General features: G+C 68.6%; 23 protein-coding genes. 19 read left to right on the top strand and 4 right to left on the bottom strand.

Annotated elements, in window-relative coordinates:
* The first annotated feature begins 100 nt into the window (after nucleotides 1–100).
* Entirely contained in the window at nucleotides 101–1,240 is a 1,140-nt protein-coding gene (locus HHL08_RS07195) for a phage portal protein (RefSeq protein ID WP_169571892.1), read from the top strand.
* On the opposite strand, the gene HHL08_RS07190 is transcribed toward HHL08_RS07195, so the two are convergent.
* Nucleotides 1,237–1,377, bottom strand: coding sequence for a hypothetical protein (locus HHL08_RS07190; RefSeq protein ID WP_169571890.1), 141 nt, complete (start codon nucleotides 1,375–1,377; stop codon nucleotides 1,237–1,239). The genes HHL08_RS07195 and HHL08_RS07190 overlap by 4 nt on opposite strands.
* Entirely contained in the window at nucleotides 1,374–1,541 is a 168-nt protein-coding gene (locus HHL08_RS07185; RefSeq protein ID WP_169571888.1) for a hypothetical protein, read from the bottom strand. The genes HHL08_RS07190 and HHL08_RS07185 overlap by 4 nt, the downstream gene beginning before the upstream one ends.
* Nucleotides 1,542–1,587: 46 nt before the next feature.
* On the opposite strand from HHL08_RS07185, the gene HHL08_RS07180 reads away from it, so the two are divergent.
* Nucleotides 1,588–1,908 (top strand): DUF6127 family protein, encoded by a 321-nt coding sequence (locus HHL08_RS07180; protein ID WP_169571886.1) that lies wholly within the window; start codon nucleotides 1,588–1,590, stop codon nucleotides 1,906–1,908.
* 137 nt (nucleotides 1,909–2,045) lie between these two features.
* Nucleotides 2,046–2,513, top strand: a complete 468-nt coding sequence (locus tag HHL08_RS07175) for an HK97 family phage prohead protease (protein WP_169571884.1) — start codon at nucleotides 2,046–2,048, stop codon at nucleotides 2,511–2,513.
* Here the strand turns inward: HHL08_RS07175 and HHL08_RS07170 are convergent.
* On the bottom strand, nucleotides 2,478–3,149 hold the full coding sequence (locus tag HHL08_RS07170) for a phytanoyl-CoA dioxygenase family protein (protein WP_169571882.1): 672 nt from the start codon (nucleotides 3,147–3,149) through the stop codon (nucleotides 2,478–2,480). The genes HHL08_RS07175 and HHL08_RS07170 overlap by 36 nt on opposite strands.
* Before the next feature lie 160 nt (nucleotides 3,150–3,309).
* Here HHL08_RS07170 and HHL08_RS07165 point away from each other — a divergent pair, with 160 nt between their 5' ends.
* The 7 genes from HHL08_RS07165 to gp17 all read left to right on the top strand — a co-directional run bounded on the left by HHL08_RS07165 (nucleotide 3,310) and on the right by gp17 (nucleotide 7,958).
* On the top strand, nucleotides 3,310–4,434 hold the full coding sequence (locus HHL08_RS07165) for a phage major capsid protein (protein ID WP_169571880.1): 1,125 nt from the start codon (nucleotides 3,310–3,312) through the stop codon (nucleotides 4,432–4,434).
* Nucleotides 4,435–4,576: 142 nt separating this feature from the next.
* The gene (locus tag HHL08_RS26105) at nucleotides 4,577–6,409 is read left to right on the top strand and encodes a tail fiber domain-containing protein (RefSeq protein ID WP_169571878.1); all 1,833 of its coding nucleotides are present in this window, start codon (nucleotides 4,577–4,579) and stop codon (nucleotides 6,407–6,409) included.
* A complete protein-coding gene (locus HHL08_RS07155) occupies nucleotides 6,396–6,560 on the top strand; it encodes a hypothetical protein (RefSeq protein ID WP_169571876.1) in 165 nt (54 codons plus the stop codon). Before HHL08_RS26105 ends, HHL08_RS07155 begins: the two co-directional genes overlap by 14 nt.
* Nucleotides 6,557–6,835 (top strand): phage fiber-tail adaptor protein, encoded by a 279-nt coding sequence (locus HHL08_RS07150; RefSeq protein WP_169571874.1) that lies wholly within the window; start codon nucleotides 6,557–6,559, stop codon nucleotides 6,833–6,835. The genes HHL08_RS07155 and HHL08_RS07150 overlap by 4 nt, the downstream gene beginning before the upstream one ends.
* 3 nt (nucleotides 6,836–6,838) lie before the next feature.
* The gene (locus HHL08_RS07145) at nucleotides 6,839–7,372 is read left to right on the top strand and encodes a head-tail connector protein (protein ID WP_169571872.1); all 534 of its coding nucleotides are present in this window, start codon (nucleotides 6,839–6,841) and stop codon (nucleotides 7,370–7,372) included.
* Nucleotides 7,369–7,560 carry a hypothetical protein gene (locus tag HHL08_RS07140; protein WP_169571870.1) on the top strand — a complete coding sequence of 64 codons (192 nt, stop codon included), beginning with the start codon at nucleotides 7,369–7,371 and terminating at the stop codon, nucleotides 7,558–7,560. Before HHL08_RS07145 ends, HHL08_RS07140 begins: the two co-directional genes overlap by 4 nt.
* Entirely contained in the window at nucleotides 7,557–7,958 is a 402-nt protein-coding gene (gene gp17, locus HHL08_RS07135; RefSeq protein ID WP_169571868.1) for a tail completion protein gp17, read from the top strand. The genes HHL08_RS07140 and gp17 overlap by 4 nt, the downstream gene beginning before the upstream one ends.
* A gap of 172 nt (nucleotides 7,959–8,130) precedes the next feature.
* Here the strand turns inward: gp17 and HHL08_RS07130 are convergent, their stop codons facing one another.
* The gene (locus HHL08_RS07130) at nucleotides 8,131–8,466 is read right to left on the bottom strand and encodes a hypothetical protein (protein ID WP_169571867.1); all 336 of its coding nucleotides are present in this window, start codon (nucleotides 8,464–8,466) and stop codon (nucleotides 8,131–8,133) included.
* A 156-nt stretch (nucleotides 8,467–8,622) separates the two neighbouring features.
* Between HHL08_RS07130 and HHL08_RS07125 the strand changes: the two genes are divergently transcribed.
* The 9 genes from HHL08_RS07125 to HHL08_RS07085 all read left to right on the top strand — a co-directional run bounded on the left by HHL08_RS07125 (nucleotide 8,623) and on the right by HHL08_RS07085 (nucleotide 16,476).
* Entirely contained in the window at nucleotides 8,623–9,030 is a 408-nt protein-coding gene (locus HHL08_RS07125) for a phage major tail protein, TP901-1 family (RefSeq protein ID WP_169571865.1), read from the top strand.
* Entirely contained in the window at nucleotides 9,027–9,335 is a 309-nt protein-coding gene (locus HHL08_RS07120) for a gene transfer agent family protein (protein WP_169571863.1), read from the top strand. The genes HHL08_RS07125 and HHL08_RS07120 overlap by 4 nt, the downstream gene beginning before the upstream one ends.
* Entirely contained in the window at nucleotides 9,332–9,529 is a 198-nt protein-coding gene (locus HHL08_RS07115; RefSeq protein ID WP_169571861.1) for a phage tail assembly chaperone, read from the top strand. The genes HHL08_RS07120 and HHL08_RS07115 overlap by 4 nt, the downstream gene beginning before the upstream one ends.
* Nucleotides 9,530–9,643: 114 nt before the next feature.
* On the top strand, nucleotides 9,644–10,198 hold the full coding sequence (locus HHL08_RS07110) for a tail tape measure protein (RefSeq protein WP_169571860.1): 555 nt from the start codon (nucleotides 9,644–9,646) through the stop codon (nucleotides 10,196–10,198).
* Nucleotides 10,198–12,528: a DUF2460 domain-containing protein gene (locus HHL08_RS07105; RefSeq protein WP_169571858.1), complete on the top strand. Its 2,331-nt coding sequence runs from the start codon at nucleotides 10,198–10,200 to the stop codon at nucleotides 12,526–12,528. Before HHL08_RS07110 ends, HHL08_RS07105 begins: the two co-directional genes overlap by 1 nt.
* Before the next feature lie 11 nt (nucleotides 12,529–12,539).
* Nucleotides 12,540–13,367, top strand: a complete 828-nt coding sequence (locus HHL08_RS07100; protein ID WP_169572273.1) for a DUF2163 domain-containing protein — start codon at nucleotides 12,540–12,542, stop codon at nucleotides 13,365–13,367.
* On the top strand, nucleotides 13,364–13,729 hold the full coding sequence (locus HHL08_RS07095; RefSeq protein ID WP_206377763.1) for an NlpC/P60 family protein: 366 nt from the start codon (nucleotides 13,364–13,366) through the stop codon (nucleotides 13,727–13,729). Before HHL08_RS07100 ends, HHL08_RS07095 begins: the two co-directional genes overlap by 4 nt.
* A gap of 22 nt (nucleotides 13,730–13,751) precedes the next feature.
* Nucleotides 13,752–15,947, top strand: a complete 2,196-nt coding sequence (locus HHL08_RS07090) for a phage tail protein (RefSeq protein ID WP_169571856.1) — start codon at nucleotides 13,752–13,754, stop codon at nucleotides 15,945–15,947.
* A 31-nt stretch (nucleotides 15,948–15,978) separates the two neighbouring features.
* Complete coding sequence (locus tag HHL08_RS07085; RefSeq protein ID WP_169571854.1) at nucleotides 15,979–16,476, top strand: DUF2793 domain-containing protein; 498 nt, start codon at nucleotides 15,979–15,981, stop codon at nucleotides 16,474–16,476.
* Nucleotides 16,477–16,539 lie beyond the last annotated feature (63 nt).

Genomic DNA, 16,539 nt, shown 5'->3' with positions numbered 1-16,539 from the left:
GGGAATGGCTCCACCTGACAAGAAAAGCGCGACGGTGAACATTGATCTGGCTCCTTTATCGGATCGCGTTCGATCTATGATGCGGAAAGGGTAAAAATCCATGAAATGGTTCGGGACGAAAGCGGCGCTTGGTGCTGTGGGGTCGGTGGATGCGCGGCCGGTGCTGGCGCGCGCCTGGGGATCGGGCGCGGTGGCGCTGGGCGAGTGGCCGGCCAGTTATGAGGCGCAGTTGCGCGCCGGGGTGATGGGCAATCCGATCGCGCAGCGGGCGATGCGGCTGGTGTCGGAGGGGGCGGGGGCCTGTGCCTTGAAAGTGCGCGGGGTCGAGGATGCGGCCCGTGTGCTGGCGCTGGTCGGACGGGCGTCGGCGGGGCAGGGGCTGGTCGAGACGCTGGCCTGCCACCTGCTGCTGCATGGCAATGCCTATGTGCAGGTGATCGCCGGGGCGGACGGGATGCCGGCCGAGCTGTTCGCGCTGCGGCCCGAACGGGTGAGCGTGGAGGCGGATGCGCGGGGCTGGCCGGCGGCCTATCTGTATCGGGTGGGGGAGATCGTGACCCGGCTGACGCCCGAAGATGGCGCGGGGCGGACCAATATGCTGCACATCAAGGCACTGCATCCGCTGGACGATCATTATGGGCTGGGCTGTGTCGGTGCGGCGGCGGGGGCGGTGGCGATCCACAACGCGGCGAGCGTGTGGAACAAGGCGCTGCTCGACAATGCGGCGCGGCCGAGCGGGGCGATGGTCTATGATCCGGGCGACGGATCGGTGCTGTCGCCCGACCAGTTCGAGCGGGTGAAGCGCGAGATGGAGGTGGCCTTTGCCGGTGCCGCGAACGCGGGACGGCCGATGCTGCTGGAAGGGGGGCTGAGCTGGAAGGCGATGAGCCTGACCCCGGCGGAGATGGATTTTGTAGGGCTGAAGGCGGCGGCGGCGCGGGAGATTGCGCTGGCGTTCGGGGTGCCGCCGATGCTGATGGGGCTGCCCGGCGACAATAGCTACGCCAATTATCGCGAGGCGAACAAGGCATTGTGGCGGCAGGCGATTTTGCCGCTGGTGGCGAAGATGTGCGGGGCGTTGGCGCAGGGGCTGGGCGATTGGTGGCCGGGGCTGGGGATCGAAGCGGACCTGGATGCGGTGCCTGCGTTGTCGGACGAGCGGGCGGCGCTTTGGGAGCGGGTGGCGGGGGCGGATTTCCTCTCGGCGGACGAGAAGAAGGCGATGCTGGGGATCGGTTAGGGCTGGCAGGCGGCCGTCGCTTCGGACCAGCGACCGCCCGCATCCAGGCAACTGTCCTGGGCGAGCCAGTCGCTGCGCCACAGGCAGACAGCGGCGGCGAACATGACGAGGCAGACGGTCAGGATAAGCGTCTTCATGACGGGCGGGCCAGGCTGTCGAGGCGGCAGACGCCGGTGTCGTTGTTCCAGCGGCCGCCCTGGATCAGGCAGTCGCCGGCGCGGAACAGGCCGAATTGCCAGGCGGCGGCGCCGAGCGCGGCCAGGACGAGCAGGATCAGGATTTTGCGCGGCGTGCGTTTCATGCGCGCCCCAATAGGCATGGGCGGTCCCCATGGGAAGGCGGGATGGATGAAACAGGATGGTGACATGCTGGCGCGGCTGGTGGCGCAGGCGGAAGGGGTGCCGGGCGGGGCGGACATGGTGATGATCCGCGCGCTGATCGAGGAGGCGAGCGAACTGGGCGCGGGGCGGGCGCTGGAGCGGCTGGGGCTGGCCGACGGCCACGCGGAGGGAGACATGCGCGAGCTGCGCGAATTGCTGTCCGCCTGGCGCGACGCGAAGAAGGCGGCGCGTGGGGCGGTGATCGGCTGGGCGGTGCGGATCGTCATGGCGCTGGTGGTGCTGGGGATTGCGGTGAAGGTGGGGTTGGTAGGATTGATGCGCGGATAGCATTGGCCCGACATACCGTCCGTTCGTGCTGAGTAGAGGCTGAGTTTGTCGAAGCCTCGTATCGAAGCAGCGGCGCGGATGATCCTTCGATACGTCCCTTCGACTTCGCTCAGGGACTACTCAGGACGGAGATTGGGATGAAAAGCGACATACGCTTTGCCGGCTATGCGGCGATTTTCGACCGGGTGGACCGGGGCGGGGATGTGGTGCGGGCGGGCGCGTTCGGGGCGATCGATGCGGCGGGCGTGCCGTTGCTGTGGCAGCATGGGCCGGGCAGCGTGATCGGTGTCGTCGAAAAGGCGCGGGAAGATGCGCGCGGGCTGCGCGTGATCGGGCGCGTGTCGCAGCGCACCGCGGCCGGGCGCGAGGCGGCGGCGGCGCTCAAGGCCGGGGCGCTGGATGGGCTGTCGTTCGGATATCGGGTGAGGGAGGCGCGGGGGGCGGGGCCGCGCGAACTGTTGGGGCTGGAGTTGGTGGAGGTGAGTTTGGTGACGCACCCAATGCAGGATCTGGCGCGGGTGGTGGCGGTGGAGGGGGCTTCACCCTCTCCCCCCAGGGGAGAGGGGTTGTTACTTGACGCCCAGCCATTCCAGGCCGCCGGGTAGCGGGTCGGCGCTATAGTCGAGTTGCAGGACGCGGCGGTGGCGCGGGTCTGTCGCGGTTTCGGAGGCGTGAAGGATCGGGGTGGCGTAGAGCCAGATGTCGCCGCGTGCGGCGAGGCAGGCATGGGTGCCGCCGCGATCGACCAGCGCGGCGACGTCGGTTTCGGCGACCCGGCCATGGCGGTGCGAGCCAGGGGCGATCAGCAGCGGGGCGTTGTGCGCATCGACGGGATCGAGATGGATGCGCAGGGTCAGCATCCGGTCGAGCAGCGATTGCGGGGGAGCGACATGCTGAATGCCGGACTTGACGGTCCAGGGAGCAAAGCCAGGCGTTTCGATCCGCTGTCGCACCGCGATCGTGCGATCCTGATGCCAGCCGAGCGCCCAGTTGGTCGTGGCGCTTTTGTCGAAGAGGATGGCGCGGACCGGGCGCGCGGCGTCGCCCAGCAGGGTGGCGGCGTGGCGGCCGATCGTGCCGGCGGGGCTTAGCATGACAGAGAGCACCGGCAGGCTGGCGAGACGCAGCCCGGCGCGATCGGTGGGTTGGGGCGCAAGCGCGGCTTCGATGGTGGCCAAGGAGTCGGCGTCGAGCGCGGCGGGGATGTGCTGGGCGCCATCGGTGGCGAGGGTCAGGGACATGATGGCTTTATGGGCAAAGGGTTGAGCAGCGGCAAGGGCGCGGCTCCCCTCTCCAACTGCGTCTAGGCGGCTATGCCGCCTAGACTTCGTATCCTCTCCCCCAAGGGGCGAGGAGAATATGGGCGGTCCGTTTGGGCCGCCCTTTTTTGTGGAGACGGGCATGACGGATCAGGTGACGGACGCATTGGAAGCGCGGTGCGATGCGGTGGTGCAGGGGGAGCGGATCGATGGGTTGGAGGGGGAGATTGCTGCGTTGAAGGGGGCTTTGCTGGCCGCCCAGCGGCCGGCGCTGGATGGCGTGAAGGGCGGCGCGGTGGACCCGGCGCGCGCAAATTTCGTGGATCGCTATCTGCGGCAGGGGCATGAAGCCGGGGTCGAGCTGAAAAGCTTTTCCGGGGCGACTTCGGCGGCGGGCGGCTTTGCGGTGCCGCGCGAGATCGACCAGTTGATCGGCGCGACGCTGAAAGCGATTTCGCCGATCCGGGGAATCGCCAATGTGGTGCGCACCGGGACGGCGGGCTATCGCAAGCTGGTGAGCGCGGGCGGCATTGTGTCGGGTTGGGCCAGCGAGACGGGCGCGCGGGCCGAGACGGGAACGCCGGTGTTCAACGAGATCGCACCGCCCAGCGGCGAGCTGTTCGCCAATCCGGCGGCCAGCCAGGCGATGCTGGACGATGCGCAGTTCGATGTCGAAGCCTGGCTGGCGAGCGAGATCGCGCGGGAGTTTGCGGTGGCGGAGGGCGCGGCCTTCGTCAACGGCAACGGGACCAACAAGCCAAAGGGCTTCCTGACCTATACGACGACCAATGAGGCGGACAGCGTGCGCGCCTTCGGTTCGCTGCAATATCTGGCGTCGGGCGCGGCGGGCGCCTTTGCCACGAACCCGCAGGACAAGCTGGTCGACCTGGTCCAGAGCCTGCGCGCGCCATACCGCCAGGGGGCAAGCTTCGTCATGAACAGCGCCACGCTGGCGGTGATCCGCAAGATGAAGACGACCGACGGCGCGTTCATCTGGCAGCCGGGCCTGGTGGGCGGACAGCCCGCGACCTTGCTCGGCTATCCGGTGGTCGAGGCGGAGGACATGCCCGATATCGCCGCGAACAGCCTGTCGATCGCCTTCGGCAATTTCCAGGCCGGTTATGTGATCGGCGAACGCAGCGAAACGAGCATCCTGCGCGATCCGTTCAGCAACAAGCCGTTCGTGCATTTCTACGCCGTCAAGCGGATCGGCGGGGCTGTGGCGAACAGCGAGGCGATCAAACTGATGAAGTTCGCGGCTTCTTAAGGGTGGGGGAGGCTGCGTCTTCCCCCTCTTCCAACTGCGCCTAGGCAGCACGCTGCCAAGGCTTCGTATCCTTCTCCCCCTGGGGGAGAAGGTTTTGGGGGGAGCGTCCTTGCGCTCCCCCTTTTTTTGTGAGGGGGTGGGCGTGGCGATCACGGAACTGGAGATGGCGGACCTGGTGCGCGAGACGTGCCATGCAGGGGGCGACGGGCCGTTGGTGCTGGGCGGTCCATTGCCGGGCTATCGGGGCTTTGCCGCGGCGCTTGGTCCTGGTGCGACCTTTCCCTATGTCATTCAGGGGGTAGCCGATCTTGGCCAATGGGAGGCGGGGACGGGCGGACTCGATGGCGAGGGCCGGTTGCTGCGCACGCCGCAAGCGTCTTCGGCAGGCGGCGGCGCGGTGGATTTCGTTGCGGGCGAGAAGCATGTCGGGCTGGCGCTGCATGCGGGCTGGGTGGCGCAGGTCAACGCGCATGGTCATGGGCTGAACGAGGTCGCCGGGCTGGAGGCGGCGCTGGCGGGCAAGCAGGCGGCGAACGGTGAATTGAGCGCGATCGCGGCGCTGGCGACGAGCGGGTTCGGACGCGGGGCGCTGACGCTGGCCAATGGTGCGGCGTTCCGATCCTATATCGGCGCGGGCACATCCTCCACCAATGGGACGGTGACCGCCGTGTCGGCCGGCAGCGGCATGGCGTTCGCGACGATCGGCGCGGCGGGCAGCGTGACGCTGGGCACGCCGTCCAGCGTCACACTGGGATCGACGAACGGCGTGGCGGCGGGGACGCACAGCCATGCCTTTGCGCCCGGCGGGACCAGCGCGCAATATCTGCGCGGCGACGGGGCGCTGGCGACGTTTCCGACCGGGAGCGCGCTGACCAGAACGAACGATAGCAATGTCACGCTGACGCTGGGCGGCGGCGCGGCGAGCGCGTTGCTGAACGCCGCGTCGATCACCGTCGGTTGGTCGGGGCAGTTGCCGGTGGCGCGCGGCGGGAGCGGGGCGGCGAGCCTGACCGGATATGTGAAGGGCAATGGCGCGGCGGCGATGAGTGCGAGCGCGACCATCCCCAGCACGGACATAAGCGGCCTGGGTAGCATGGCGACGCAGGCGGCGAGCGCGGTGGCGATTACGGGCGGCGATATTGCGACGCCCTATTTTTCCGCGATGGCCGCATCGCCCATCCTGCAAGCGATTTCGACGGTGGCGATCGACCTGGGGACGCCCGCCTCATCGGGCGCGCTGGGCAGCCTGTTCCTCAATGCGTCGGGGCTGGGAACCGCGGCGATGGGCGATTATGCCGCTGGCATCGCCTTTGGCCGCAAGGGGACCGGACGGCGCGGCGCATTGATCGCAGGCAAGCATACCGGCACGGACGTCGATCAGATGGGCCTGGCTTTTCTGATGAAGAGCGAGACCAATGCGGCGAGCAGCGCGCTGGTCGAACGTGTCGTCATCGATCATGTCGGCATCATCTATCCCAGTATCGACAATAGCAGCAGTTTTGGGCTGTCCACCAACCGATGGTCGACCATCTATGCGGCGACCGGCACGATCAACACGTCCGATGCGCGCGCCAAATGCGACCTGGGATCGGTCGATACCGCGTTGATCGATGCCTGGGGCGCGGTTGCGTGGCAGCGCTATCGCTTTGCCGATGCGGTGGTGGACAAGGGCGATGCGGCGCGATGGCATCTGGGGCTGGTGGCGCAACAGGTGCGCGAGGCGATCGACGGACGACTGGGCGAAGGAGCGGCGGTCCGGTGGGGATTGCTGTGCCATGACCGTTGGGATGCGGAGCCGGAACTGAGCGGGGAGGACGGCGCGATCGTGCGGCCGGCCCGCGCGGCCGGTGACCGTTGGGGGCTGCGTTACGACGAATGTTTCGTGCTGGAAGCGCTGTGGCAGCGGCGCGCGATCGCGGCGCTGGCGGCGCGTCTGGATGCGCTGGAAACGGGAGGCGACCATGTTGGCGGGTGAGGCGATCGGCGGGCGACCGCTGGCGGATGTGCGGTCGGCGACCTGGCCGGGACCATGGGGCTGGGGCGTCCGGCCGGGACAGGGCGCGCGGGTGGCCGCGCGCGAGTGGGCGATGCGGCCCGATGGGGATGAGGGGAGCAAGGTCCGATGAACCTATATGTCAAAGACCCCCAGGCACGGGTGGATCATGCGATCGACTGGTCCGCCTATCTGGCCGGGCAGAGCCTGGTCGCCAGCCTGTGGACGGTGAGCCCGGTCGAGACGGGCGGGCTGGTGGCGGAGGCGGAAGCCTTTCAAGCGCAACGCAGCAGCGTGCGGCTGAACGGGGGTGTGGTCGGGCACGTCTATCGGCTGACCAACCGCGTCACCTTGTCCGACGGGCAGGTGGACGAGCGGTCGGTGACGATGCGGGTGGAGGAGCGCTGAACGATGGTGGAAGAGAGCGAAAGCGGGGCGCTGGCGGCATCGTTGGCGGAACTGAAAGCCTATTTGCGGATCGAGACGGGCGCGGAGGACGCCGTGCTGGCCGGGTTGCTGCGCAGCGCGGCGGCGCTGTGCGAGCAATTTATCGGCCAATGGCTGATCGCGCGGGCGGCGCGCGAGACGGTGGCGGGCGACGGCGGCTGGCAGAGACTGTCGACGCGGCCGGTGGCGGCGATCGAGGCGGTCGAGGCGGTGGATGCCGACGGGGTGGCAGAGATGCTGCCGGTCGACGCCTATGCGATCGACATCGATGCGGCGGGCGACGGATGGGTGCGGTCGACCCGCGCGGGCGACGGGCGGCGGCTGGCGGTGCGATACCAGGCGGGGCTGGCGGCCGAACTGAACGGCCTGCCCGAAGCGCTGCGCCAGGGGATCGTGCGGCTGGCGGCGGAGCATTTCGTGGCGCGGGGCGGCGAAAGCGCGCCGCCCGCCGTGGTGAGCGCGCTGTGGCGGCCGTTCCGGCGGATGCGGCTGGCGTGAGGGCGGGGCTGGTGGCGCTGGTCGAGGCGCAGGCGGCGCGGCGGCGGTCGCGGATCGTCGCGGCGCTGGAGGCGGCCGGGGTGGCGGCGACGATCGAGGGCGAGGCGGTGCGGGCGTCCGCGCCGGGGCTGGCGGGGCGCTGGTGGCGCGAGCTGGGATTGCGGGCGGCGGGGAGGGACGGGTTATGAGCGCGGAAGTGGCGGCGCGGGCAGCGGTGATCGCGGCATTGCGCGCGGACGGGGCGCTGATGGACGGGCTGAACGGCCTGTATGACGGCGAGCCTGGGCGGGCGAGCGCGCCCTATGGCCATGTCGGCGAGTGTATCGGCGCGGACTGGGGCGGGAAGGATGTCGAGGGGCGCGAGGTACGGCTGACCATCGGCCTGCGCAGCGCGGACGAGACGCCGGCGCGGCTGGCGGGGATGATCGCGCGGATCGATCCGGCGATCTGTCAGGCGCAGGCGCGCGATGGGTGGCGGATCGTCACCGCGCGGCTGGTGCGGTCGCGGGTGGCGCGGGATGGCGCGGGCGCGGCTGTGGGGTGGCGGGCGGTGATCGATTATCGGTTGCGGGTGGTGCGGGAATGAGGGGGGCGATGCCGCAAGGATGGGCGTTGCCGCACTTGGAGGGGCTAGGTTCCCGCCTGCGCGGGAACACCGTTTTTTATAGGCCAGGCGCAAGCCTATAAGACGTTTGGCCAAGCTGTTAGGTCAGGAGATGGATCCCCGCCTGCGCGGGGATGACTTTGGGTTTTGAGGGTCAGCCCGACTGGCTGCTTTCCTCATATTCGCTGGTGATCTTGTCGACATATTCGGCGATCTGTTCGTCGGCGCCGCTGTTGGCGGCGGCGTCGGCCATCTTGTCGGCCTTGTTCTGGGCGACGATCGCGGCGCGGAAGGCGGCTTCCTTGTCGGCGCAGGCCTTCCTCATGCCAGACTGAAAATCACCGACCGGCAATTTCTTTTCCAGCGCGGGCTGGACCTGTGCGCTGAGGCATTTGGAAAATTCCTTGCGACCGGTGCCGACCGCGTCGGCTGAGTTGGGGGCGGACGGGGCGGTGGCCAGCATCATCATAAGTGCGGCGGCAACAATCATAGAAACCTCTCCATAGCGGCGTCTTCACGTCGATGGCGGCGTGTCCACGCTGCGACCGGATGGTCGAATGCCATCCGAGTCTTTTATTTTTTCGCGATTTTCCGGGCGGTAGCAGGGTGCTGCCGGCGTCGGGATCGCTTGGCTGGAGGATGCGCCATGGGCGTCGAAAAGGGAAGTGCGTTTCTGCTCAAAGTGAGCGACGGAAACATGCCTGCAACATATGCGACGGTGGCCGGGATGCGGACCACGCAGCTGTCGGTGAATGGCGAGGCGGTGAACATCACCAGCAAGGATTCGGGCGGCTGGCGCGAATTGCTGTCGGGGGCGGGGGTGCGATCGGTCAGCGTATCGGCGGCGGGGCTGTTCACCGGCTCTGCGGCAGAGGTGCGCATCCGCAACCATGCGCTGTCGGGCACGATCGCGGATTATGAGCTGAGCTTCGAGAGTGGCGAGCGGATGCGCGGGCGATTTCTGGTCACGCGGCTGGACTATGCCGGGGACTATAATGGCGAGCGCAATTATGCGCTGAGCCTGGAAAGCTCCGGCGCGGTGGTGAGCGAATGACCGGGGCGAACGACGTGCGGGGCGAGGCGGCGTTGGCCCTGGGTGGGGAGGTGCTGGCGCTGCGGCCGAGTTTCGCCGCGCTGGTGGCGGCGGAGGCGGAATTGGGGCCGCTGTTCGATCTGGTCGAGCGGGCGGCGGACGGGAAATTGTCGCTGGCCGATCTGGTGGCTTTGTTCTGGCATTGCCTGGTCGATCGCGAGGCGGTGAGCCGGGAGGCGCTGGGCGAGGCGGTGGTCGCGGTCGGGCTGGCGAAGGTGACGCCAGTGCTGAAAGCGATTTTGCAGCAGATATTGGCGGGGAAGTGACGCGGTTTTCGGATGCCGCGGGGCGGCTGGCGGGGGTGGCCGGGTGGCTGCTGGGTTGGCGGCCCGACGAGTTCTGGCGCGCGACCCCGGCGGAACTGGCGGCGGTGCTGCGCGCCGCGCGGGGGGAGGATGCGCCGGGGGATGGCGTGGATGGGGGTGAGTTGGCGCGGTTGATGGGGGTGATGCCGGATTAGGTCTGGCGTGGAGTCCCCCTCTTCCAACTGGGCCTAACCCCGGCCTTCGCCGGGGCAAGGCTTCGTATCCTTCTCCCCCTTGGGGAGAAGGTTTGTTTTTATGAGGAGGCGCTGGTGGACGAGGAAATCGAGACGCTGGTTGTGCGAGTGCGGGCCGATACGCAGGGGCTGAGCCGCGATGTCGAGGCGATGCGGGCGGGGCTGGAAGGGCCGCTGGGCGATGGCGCGGATCGGGCCGGGCGGCGGATCGAGCAGGGGCTGATGCGCGCGGTGCGGACCGGCAAGTTCGGGTTCGAGGATCTGCGCCGGATCGCCGTCAGCGTGCTGGACGAGATCGCGGCCAGCGCTTTGCGGTCGGCCGTGGGTGGCGGTGGTGGCGGGGCAGGTGGGCTGGCGAGCCTGGGCGCGTCGTTGCTGACGTCGGCGCTAGGACTGCCGGGGCGGGCGACGGGCGGGCCGGTGACGCCGGGGCGGGCCTATATGGTCGGCGAGCGCGGGCCGGAAATGTTCGTGCCCACCAGCAGCGGGCAGGTCGTGGCAAATGGCGGCGGCGGGCGCGACGTGCGGGTGAGCATCGCCGTGACGGGGCGCGGCGGGGAGAGCGAGCCGCGGTTGCTGGCGCGCAGCGCGCGGCAGGTGGCGCGGGCGGTGAAGGGGGCGCTGGGCTGATGGGCAGGATCGATTACTGGCTGGCGGATGCGCGGCGGGGGCAGGAGACGCACTGGATCAAGCGCTTTGCCGTGACGCACTGGACCGTCAATTTCCCGCGGCCGATGATGGCGAGCGTGGTGACGAGCGCGCCCGACGCATTGCGGGTGGATGGGGTCTTTTACGGGTCGGGCGATCTGGCGGGGCTGATCTGGGACGCGGCGGACCAGTGGAGCCATCCTCTGCTCGCCTATGACACGGATCGGGATTTTCGGGATTGCGTGCTGTCGTTTCGATGGCGCAGCGGAGGCGTGCGGAAGCTGGACGAAACCCACGGACCGACGCTGACGATCGAGGGGCGGGATCAGGACGGCCATCCGCGCGCCTGGTATGTGCGGTTGTGGAACTATGCCAATGGCGTGCCGGAAGATGCTGTCATTACACTGGATTTTTCGGCTCTGACGGGTGGCTATGATCTGCCGGAGGATGATGATCCGGTGTGGGCGGGCGATGTCGACCGGATGTTCATTTCGCTGGTGCCGCCGGATTATGATGAAGGCGACACGCCTTTTGCCGCGGCGGTCGAAGGATGGGCGGAACTGAGCGAGATCGCCTGTAACGGGGCGGGGTCGATGCTGACGATCGGTGACGTCATGCTGCCCGAACATGGGCTGTCCATGGCGACCGGCTATGACGATTGTTTCAACCAGACGCCGGAGCGGGTGGTGGGGGCGATCCAGGCGCTGGGTTATCGTGGGGCGATCAATCATTATGTGGGCATGAGCCATTATTTCCGGCTCGAACGAGTGGGCGAGGGACTTTACGTCAGTTTGACGGGCGGGGTGCTCAATGCGCCGTGCGCAGCGTGGCAACGGAATTTTGCGGCGCGGGCCAAGGCATTGGGGTTCGGCATCATCTGGTCGCTGTCCTATGAATTGTTCGACGCGCATTGCTGGAACGACTGGAAGCAGCGGGCGGAAAATGGCGATCCGGCATTGACCGGATGGGTGCCGCCATCGACCCTGCTGTCGCCCGCCCATGGCGGGGCGATGGGCTATTTGCAGCAGGTGGCTGGTGCCTTTGTTTCCATGGGGTTGGAGGCGGGGTTGCCGATCCTGTTTCAGGTTGGGGAACCCTGGTGGTGGGTGATGCCGGGGGACGGTCGCATCTGCTTGTACGATGATGCGGCGCGGGCGGCGTTGGGTGGCAGTCCGGTGTCGATCGCGGATGTGCGGGGCGCACTGGACGGCGCGCAATGTGCGTTGCTGGATGCGGCGGGGGCTTTGCTGGCTGCGTCTACGGCGGCGTTATGCGCGGCGGTGAAGATGGTCGCGCCGGGGGCGGTGACGCATTTGCTGGCCTATCTGCCAACCATATTGGACGCGCGCGCGCCCGACGCCAAGCGGGCCAACATGCCGGTGGGGTGGGCAGCGCCCGCTTTCGACGTGCTGCAACTGGAAGATTATGACTGGGTGACCGAGGGGCGGCCGGGGTTGACAGCGCGGGGCGTGGAGTTGGCGACGGCGCGGCTGGGCTATCCGATTGCAGAGCAGCATTATTTTTCGGGCTTTGTGCTGTTGCCCGAACAGGCGGGGCAATGGCGGGAGATTGCCGCGGCGGCGCAGGCTTCGGTGGCGCGGGGGACGGCGCAGACGTTCGTCTGGGCGCTGCCGCAGGTGTCTCGCGACGGCTTCACCTGCTTCAGCATCGATGGGGAGGATGATATGCAAGCCTTTGACGATATTATCTTCCCGATTGCTATCGGGCGGGAGGCGAGCCTGTCGCCGGCGTTTTCGACGCAGATCGTGGAAAGCCCATCCGGGCATGAGCGGCGCAGCAGCGACTGGGCCGATGCGCGCCTGTCCTTCGACGCCGGGCCTGGGGTACGATCCGAGGCGGATATTGCGACGCTGATCGCCTTTTTTCGCGCGCGCAGGGGCGCAGCGCGCGGGTTCCGTTTCACCGACCCTTATGACGACCGCAGCGGCGCGCCGGGGGTAGCGCCTTCGCCGATCGACCAGCGGCTAGGGATTGGCGATGGGGTGCGGGCGACGTTCCAGTTGATGCGCTATTATGGCGCGGGCGAGGAGGCGCAGGTGCGGATCATCACCCGGCCGGTGGCGGGAAGCATCAGGGTGGCGGCCGACGGGGTCGAGATGACCGAGGGGTGGAGCCATGCGGGGCTGGGCATGATCGCGTTCGACGATGCGCCGGGCGCGGGCGTGGTGCTGAGCGCCGGTTATCGGTTCGATGTGCCGGTGCGCTTTGCCGAGGATCGGCTGGACATCAACCGGGCGACCTTTGCCGCCGGGGAAGCGCCGTCGGTGCCGCTGGTGGAGATACGGGAATGAGCGGTGTTATAATGAGTGATGGGGAAAGGCTGGCGCAGCCGCTCAATACGCTGGCCTTTTGCTGGCGGATCGAGCGGCGGGACGGGGTGACGATCGGGCTGACCAGCCATGATCGGGATCTGGACATCGGCGGGCTGACCTATCGCGCCGCGCCGGGGATGACGCCGTCGGCGGTGCGCAGCGGCATCGGGCTGGACGGCGAGGACAGCGATGTGGCGGGTGCGCTGTCGAGCGACGCGATCGGCGAGGCGGACCTGATGGCCGGGCGCTGGGACGGGGCGGCGCTGGAATTGCGGCTGACGCAATGGGAGGCTTTGGGGGAGGAACCGGGCGCGCTGTGGCTGATGCTGGCGCGGGGCGAGATCGGCGCGGTGGCGCGCAAGGGCGGGGCGTTTACGGCGGAACTGCTGGGCGCGGCGGCGGTGCTGAGCGGGCCGGTGGCGCCGTCGACTTCGCCCGATTGCCGGGCAAGGTTGGGCGATGGGGCGTGCCGGGTCGATATGGCGGGGCGTCGGCGGATCGTGACAGTGAGCGCTGTGGAGAATGTGAATGTGGCGGTCGGTGGGCTGACGGCGGGCGTCTACGCCTTCGGGACGTTGCGCTGGTTGACCGGGGCCAATGCCGGGTTGGTGCAGGCGGTGATCGATAATGGCGTGGATGGTGTGACGCTGGCCGATCCGCCGGCTTTTGCGGTGGCGGCCGGGGCATTGGCGTTGTTGACGCAGGGGTGTGACCGGCAATTGGCGACCTGTGCGGCGCGGTTTGGCAACGCGGTCAATTTTCGCGGGGAGCCTTATCTGCCGGGGATGGATTTGCTGACCCGCTATCCCGGCGCATGAGCGGCGTGGTGGCGCGGGCGCGGGCGTTGGTCGGGGTGCCGTTCCGGCTGCATGGGCGCAGTCGTGCGGGGCTGGATTGCGTCGGGCTGGCGGCGCTGGCGATGGGGCGGACAGCGCATTGCGCCTATGGGTTGCGGAGCGGGGACGTTGGGCGGGCGGAGCAATGGCTGCGCGCGGCGGGATTGCGGCCGGTGGCGCAAGAGCAGCCGGGCGACCTGGCGCTGGTGCGGCCGGGGCCGTTGCAGCTGCACCTGATGATCGGGACGGGGGCGGGGTTCATTCACGCCCATGCGGGGATCGGGCGGGTGGTGGAGATGCCGGGCGCGTCGCCATGGCCGGTGATCGGTTGGTGGACCTTATAATAGCGCATTTCAGGAGAAACTTATGGCGACGGTGGTGCTGACGGCGGTGGGAACCGTGCTGGGCGGGCCGATCGGCGCTGCGATCGGCGCGGTGATCGGCAATGTCATCGACAATCAGGTGTTGTTCAAGCCCAAGGGGCGCGAGGGTGCGCGGCTGGCCGACCTGCAATTGCAGACGTCGAGCTATGGCACGCAGCTTCCCAAGCTGTTCGGGACGATGCGGGTGGCGGGGACGGTGATCTGGGCGACCGATCTGAAGGAGACGAAAAGCAAGAGCGGCGGCGGCAAGGGGCGGCCGAGCGTGACCAGCTATGCCTATTCGGCGAGTTTCGCGGTGGCGCTGTCGGCGCGGGCGATCGGGCAGGTACGGCGCATCTGGGCGGACGGCAATCTGCTGCGCGGGGCGGCGGGGGATTTCAAGACCGAAGTGTCGGCCTTTCGCGTTCATATAGGCGGCGAGGACCAGCCGGTCGATCCGTTGATCGCGGCGGCGGAGGGCGTGGGGCTGACGCTGGCGCATCGGGGGATCGCCTATGTGGTGTTCGAGGATCTGGCGCTGGCCGATTATGGCAATCGCATTCCGTCGCTGACGTTCGAGGTGGAGGCCGATGCCGAGCCGGTGCCGATCGGCGCGATGGCGGCGATGTTGAGCGCGGGGCGGCTGGAAGGCGATGATCTGGCCGCAGTGGATGGCTTTGCGGCCAGCGGGGCGGATGTGCGGGCCGCGATCGCGCCCTTGGTCGAGGCGCATGGGTTGGGGTTACAGTCTGGCGCGGAGGGGTTGCGGTTGACGGCCGTAGGCGCGGCGGAGGGGGCGATCGGCGCGGACGGGCTGGCGCGGCGGGTGAATGGGCAGGCGATCGATTCGGTCGAGCGATCGGGTGCGGCGGCCGATGGCGTGCCGGTCGCGCTGAGTCTGCGCCATTATGATGCCGCGCGCGATTATCAGGCCGGGGTGCAGCGGGTGACGCGACCGGGCCCGGGGCGGCAGGAAATGGGCATTGAGTTGCCGGCGGTGATGGCACCGGACGCAGCGCGGGCAATCGCTGCGGATCGGCTGGGCGCGGGCTGGACCGGGCGGGCGACAATGACGCTGCGCTGCGACTGGCGCGCGCTGTCGCTGAACCCCGGCGTGGTAGTGACGGTGGCGGATGCGCCGGGACTGTGGCGGATCGAGGAACGGGAATGGGAGGCGATGGCGGTGCGGCTGGCGCTGCGCCGGGTGCCGGGTGGGGGCGGGGTGCTGCCTGCCGGGGCGTCTTCGGGCGTAATCGTGCGGCAGGCGGATGCGCCCCATGGCGTGACCACGCTGATGCTGGCCGACCTGCCGCAGATACAGGACGGGGCGGCGAGCGTGCCTTTGCTGGTCGTTGCGGCGAGCGGGGGCGAAGGCTGGCGCAGCGCGGCGCTGTTCGTGATGGGTGAGAGCGGCGAGGCGGTGCCGATCGGGCGCAGCGCGCCGCGGGCGGTGATGGGAACAAGCGACGCAGCGCTGCCGGGCGGGAGTGCGACGCTGGTCGATCGGCGGCACGACCTGCTGGTGACATTGCTGGCGGCGGACATGGACCTGGGCGGCGCGGACGAGGCGGCGTTGGCGCAGGGGCGGAACCTGTGCCTGGTCGGGCGCGAGCTGGTGCAGTTCGAAACGGCGGTGCGGACCGGGCCGGCCAGCTATCGACTGGGCGGATTGCGCCGGGGTCTGCGCGGCACCGAATGGGCGATGGCCGGGCATGAGGCGGGCGAGCCGTTTCTGCTGATCGAGGAGGAGCGGCTGGTCCAGCCTCTGGCGGCATTGGGCACGGTGGGCGAGGTTGGCGCGACGTTGCGGCTGGCGGCGGTCGGGCTGGGCGATGTCGAGCCGGTGGACGCGGCGATCGCGATCAGCGGCGCGGCGCTGATGCCGCCTTCGCCGGTGCATCTGACGGCGCGGGGGCTGGATGGTGGACAGGCGTTTAGCTGGGTCCGGCGCAGTCGTGCGGGGTGGCGATGGAGCAATGGCGGCGACGTGCCGCTGGGCGAGGAGGCAGAGCGCTATCGCATCATGGTGATGGACGGGGCGAGCGTGGTGCGCAGCGCGGAAAGCGGCGCGCCGGGCTGGACCTATTCCGCGGCGATGATCGCGGCGGACGGGACGGCGGGCCAGCCGCTGGTGGCGGACGTGCGCCAGTTGGGGACGATGGCGCAGGGGCGGGCGGCGCGGATCGATTTTACCGCCTGACGGCATCAGGGACGATCAAGGAGGACGAGATATGGACGAAACGCCACGTTGGGCGCTGCCGCTGCTGTTCGCAGGACAGGCGCAGAAGGAAATCCAGCATAATGAGGCGCTGACGCTGATCGATGCGTTGCTGCACGGACGAGTGGAGAGCGCCGACCTGAGCGCGCCGCCGGGTGCGCCGACGGTCGGCCAATGCTGGATCGTCGCCGCCGGGGCATCGGGCGACTGGTCGGGGCAGGTGGACGCGGTTGCGCTGTGGACGGAGGGCGGTTGGCGTTTTGTCGCGCCGCGCGCCGGGCTTCGGGTCGCCGTCGCCGACCGCGACCATGGTCTTTTCTACGACGGGACAGAGTGGCGGGGCGACGCCATCCGCGATGATGGCCTCTATCTGGATGACGAACGAGTGGTGGGACCGCAGATGGCGGCGATCATCGCACCGAGCGGGGGTGGCGTGATTGACGTGGAGGCGCGCTCTACGCTCGCCGACATTCTGACAGCCTTGCGCGGCCATGGGCTGATCGCGACCTAATATTACGGGGCTGTGCATTTCTTGTTGCAGGCCCGCGTCAATAGTCTAGGATTCCTCTACATT

Source organism: Sphingobium psychrophilum (assembly GCF_012927105.1).
GTDB lineage: Bacteria > Pseudomonadota > Alphaproteobacteria > Sphingomonadales > Sphingomonadaceae > Sphingobium > Sphingobium psychrophilum.
This window is presented reverse-complemented; position numbering and strand designations above follow the sequence as displayed.

Excerpts from the sequence above, each read along its gene's own strand:
- HHL08_RS07195 (WP_169571892.1), top strand. The coding sequence starts at position 101 with ATGAAATGGTTCGGGACGAAAGCGGCGCTTGGTGCTGTGGGGTCGGTG.
- HHL08_RS07190 (WP_169571890.1), bottom strand. The coding sequence starts at position 1,377 with ATGAAGACGCTTATCCTGACCGTCTGCCTCGTCATGTTCGCCGCCGCT.
- HHL08_RS07185 (WP_169571888.1), bottom strand. The coding sequence starts at position 1,541 with ATGAAACGCACGCCGCGCAAAATCCTGATCCTGCTCGTCCTGGCCGCG.
- HHL08_RS07180 (WP_169571886.1), top strand. The coding sequence starts at position 1,588 with ATGAAACAGGATGGTGACATGCTGGCGCGGCTGGTGGCGCAGGCGGAA.
- HHL08_RS07175 (WP_169571884.1), top strand. The coding sequence starts at position 2,046 with ATGAAAAGCGACATACGCTTTGCCGGCTATGCGGCGATTTTCGACCGG.
- HHL08_RS07170 (WP_169571882.1), bottom strand. The coding sequence starts at position 3,149 with ATGTCCCTGACCCTCGCCACCGATGGCGCCCAGCACATCCCCGCCGCG.
- HHL08_RS07165 (WP_169571880.1), top strand. The coding sequence starts at position 3,310 with ATGACGGATCAGGTGACGGACGCATTGGAAGCGCGGTGCGATGCGGTG.
- HHL08_RS07155 (WP_169571876.1), top strand. The coding sequence starts at position 6,396 with ATGTTGGCGGGTGAGGCGATCGGCGGGCGACCGCTGGCGGATGTGCGG.
- HHL08_RS07150 (WP_169571874.1), top strand. The coding sequence starts at position 6,557 with ATGAACCTATATGTCAAAGACCCCCAGGCACGGGTGGATCATGCGATC.
- HHL08_RS07145 (WP_169571872.1), top strand. The coding sequence starts at position 6,839 with ATGGTGGAAGAGAGCGAAAGCGGGGCGCTGGCGGCATCGTTGGCGGAA.
- gp17 (WP_169571868.1), top strand. The coding sequence starts at position 7,557 with ATGAGCGCGGAAGTGGCGGCGCGGGCAGCGGTGATCGCGGCATTGCGC.
- HHL08_RS07130 (WP_169571867.1), bottom strand. The coding sequence starts at position 8,466 with ATGATTGTTGCCGCCGCACTTATGATGATGCTGGCCACCGCCCCGTCC.
- HHL08_RS07125 (WP_169571865.1), top strand. The coding sequence starts at position 8,623 with ATGGGCGTCGAAAAGGGAAGTGCGTTTCTGCTCAAAGTGAGCGACGGA.
- HHL08_RS07120 (WP_169571863.1), top strand. The coding sequence starts at position 9,027 with ATGACCGGGGCGAACGACGTGCGGGGCGAGGCGGCGTTGGCCCTGGGT.
- HHL08_RS07105 (WP_169571858.1), top strand. The coding sequence starts at position 10,198 with ATGGGCAGGATCGATTACTGGCTGGCGGATGCGCGGCGGGGGCAGGAG.
- HHL08_RS07100 (WP_169572273.1), top strand. The coding sequence starts at position 12,540 with ATGAGTGATGGGGAAAGGCTGGCGCAGCCGCTCAATACGCTGGCCTTT.
- HHL08_RS07095 (WP_206377763.1), top strand. The coding sequence starts at position 13,364 with ATGAGCGGCGTGGTGGCGCGGGCGCGGGCGTTGGTCGGGGTGCCGTTC.
- HHL08_RS07090 (WP_169571856.1), top strand. The coding sequence starts at position 13,752 with ATGGCGACGGTGGTGCTGACGGCGGTGGGAACCGTGCTGGGCGGGCCG.
- HHL08_RS07085 (WP_169571854.1), top strand. The coding sequence starts at position 15,979 with ATGGACGAAACGCCACGTTGGGCGCTGCCGCTGCTGTTCGCAGGACAG.